Genomic DNA, 2277 nt, shown 5'->3' with positions numbered 1-2277 from the left:
CGACCCGCCTGTCGGCGGTGGAAGGCCGCTTCACGCCCGAAGCCGGCGGGAAGATCGACACGGCGCTGCGGCTGTTCGCCGAGCACGTCGACGGGCGGCGGTGGTTCTGGCGGAGGGGAGAGGTCCAGATCCAGATGGCGCTCGTGGCCACGCCCAGCGCACTGATGAGAATCACCTGGCGCAGGCCCACGAACTCGGCCAGTACGCCGCCGGCGAGGCCGCCAAGGGCGATGACGCCTTGGACCGCGAACGTCATGGTGGCGTTCACCCGACCGCGGAGCTCCGGCGAGGTTTCGCGAAGGCTGATCGCTCCCATGCAGGTGGCGAAGGCGACGACAACGGCGCCGCTCATCGTGCCGGTGATGGCGAGCAGGGAGAGCTTCCACCAGAGCGGGCCGTCGATCAGGCCCACCGCGAGGATTTCCACCGGAAAGAAGATCACTGAAATGAGCAGGATCCGGTTCTCGCCGTAGCGCTTGGACAGGCGGGTCGTGATCCAGGCGCCCAGCAGGCCCCCTGCGCCGCCCAGAGCGATGAGTACGCCGATCAGGCTCTTGGGGATGCCGAGCGTGTTCACCATGTAGAGCATGTAGACAGCCACGTACGCCGTTGCGAAGAAGTTGATCGTCACGCCCGCGCCAAGCAACGCGCGCAGAATGGGATGGGTGACGCAGGCCCTCAGGCCTTCCACGACGTCGCGCCACATGCCCCGGGTGGCGGCGGGCTCGTTCTGCTCGGGGGTTCGGATTTTACGAAGCAGCAGGGCAGAGGTCAGGAACGACAGCGCCTCCGCCAGTACGGCCAGCGGGGCGGTGAGAATCTGGACCAGCAGGCCGGCCAGGCCGGGACCGCTGACTGAGGCCACCGAGTAGGAGGCGTGGAAACCGGCCATGGCCTCCGTCCGCTGTGCGGGGGAGACGACGGCTGCCAGATGGGGAAAATTGGCGGCTTTGAACAGCACGCCGGCTGTGCCGATCACCAGGGCAATGATGATCAGCCAGGGCACGTTCAGGAGGCCGAGGAGCCAGGCCATGGGGACTGTCGCGGCCGCCGCGCAGGAGACGAGCTCGCAAGCGATCATCAGGGGACGATGCCGGATGAGCCGGTCGGCGATGGCGCCCGACTGGAGGCCGAACAAGAGGGCGGGCAGCGAGGCGACGGCGGTCAGCAGTCCCATCTGGAACGGGGAGGCGGCCAGCAAGGTGATCGCAGTCAGGGGGATGGCGAGCTTGGAGACCTCTGATCCGGTGATCGAGATCGTGCGGGCGGTCCAGAGCAGGCGGTAGTCGCGCTGCTTTCTGAGGGGGATCGGCTCGGGGGCTGGTGTAGCGATGTCGCTGCTCGCGGCCTGGGGCGGGGTCGGGATGACCTGGGATGCCGTGGAGGTGGGGAGTGTGGTGCCGGCGGAAGGGGCGGAGGGCGTCCCGGGCGTAGCCGGTCCGTTGTGAAGGGAACGCTTCATAACTATGAAGGTAACCCTTCACAGTTATGAAGGCAATACTTCACATCGGATGACCGGTGCCGGTACCGTTGGCGCATGACGCGGGAGAGTGAGTGGGTCAGTGATCCCAAAGCGATGCGAGCGCTGGCTCATCCGGCGAGGCTGATGATTCTGGACCGGCTGAGCACTCAGGGCAGCGCCACCGCCACCGAGGTGGCGGAGATCGCGGGGATTACGCCCAGTGCGGCCAGCTATCACTTGCGGATGCTGGCCAAGTACGGATTCGTCGAAGATGCGCCGCCGCGCGGGGATGGCAGGGAGCGGTTGTGGCAGTCCGTGGGCCAGTCGATCTCGGTCGGGGTTCAGCCTGGAGATCAGCCGGAGGTGCGTGATGCCAAGGTCGCGTTGATCGCGGCGATCCGTCGGGAGGCGAATGAGCAGGCTCACCTGGCTCTGTCCAATGTCGACAGGGAGCCTGAGGAGTGGCGTGATGCCACCCGCTTCAGCCGGCACCGGCTCAGGATCGACGCTGAGGAGATGGCGCAGCTCAACGAGACGATTGCGAAGTTGCTCGAGCCTTATACCGCGCGGCATCGGAGCGAGGAGGTCGCGCCTGGTGGGGCAAGGATCGTCGAGGCCCAGGTCAATCTCTTTCCGGTTTATGAGAGGGCGGCGCCGGGGCTGCCTACCGAAGACCACGATGCGCGGTGAGTGATCGGCAGGGGAGTGTAAGGGCGCAGGCTGTGCCATCTGGTGGATTGCTCAGGTTGAGTCGCCCGCTCCGGAATTGAGACTGTTCGGGGTTGGGGCCTTCGAGGGTTGGGCGTTCTGCAGGG

2 protein-coding genes are annotated in these 2277 nt (G+C 66.4%); one reads left to right on the top strand and one right to left on the bottom strand.

From position 1 onward, the window contains the following. Window positions 1-1462, bottom strand: a 1462-nt coding sequence (locus ETD85_RS61750; protein WP_138699010.1) for an MFS transporter, incomplete at its 3' end; no start/stop codon positions are given. A 75-nt stretch (window positions 1463-1537) separates the two neighbouring features. Here ETD85_RS61750 and ETD85_RS61745 point away from each other — a divergent pair. Next, on the top strand, window positions 1538-2152 hold the full coding sequence (locus ETD85_RS61745) for an ArsR/SmtB family transcription factor (RefSeq protein ID WP_138699009.1): 615 nt from the start codon (window positions 1538-1540) through the stop codon (window positions 2150-2152). The last annotated feature ends 125 nt before the right edge of the window (window positions 2153-2277 follow it).

The sequence above is a fragment of the Nonomuraea zeae genome (assembly GCF_005889725.1).
GTDB classification, from domain to species: domain Bacteria; phylum Actinomycetota; class Actinomycetes; order Streptosporangiales; family Streptosporangiaceae; genus Nonomuraea; species Nonomuraea zeae.
This window is presented reverse-complemented; position numbering and strand designations above follow the sequence as displayed.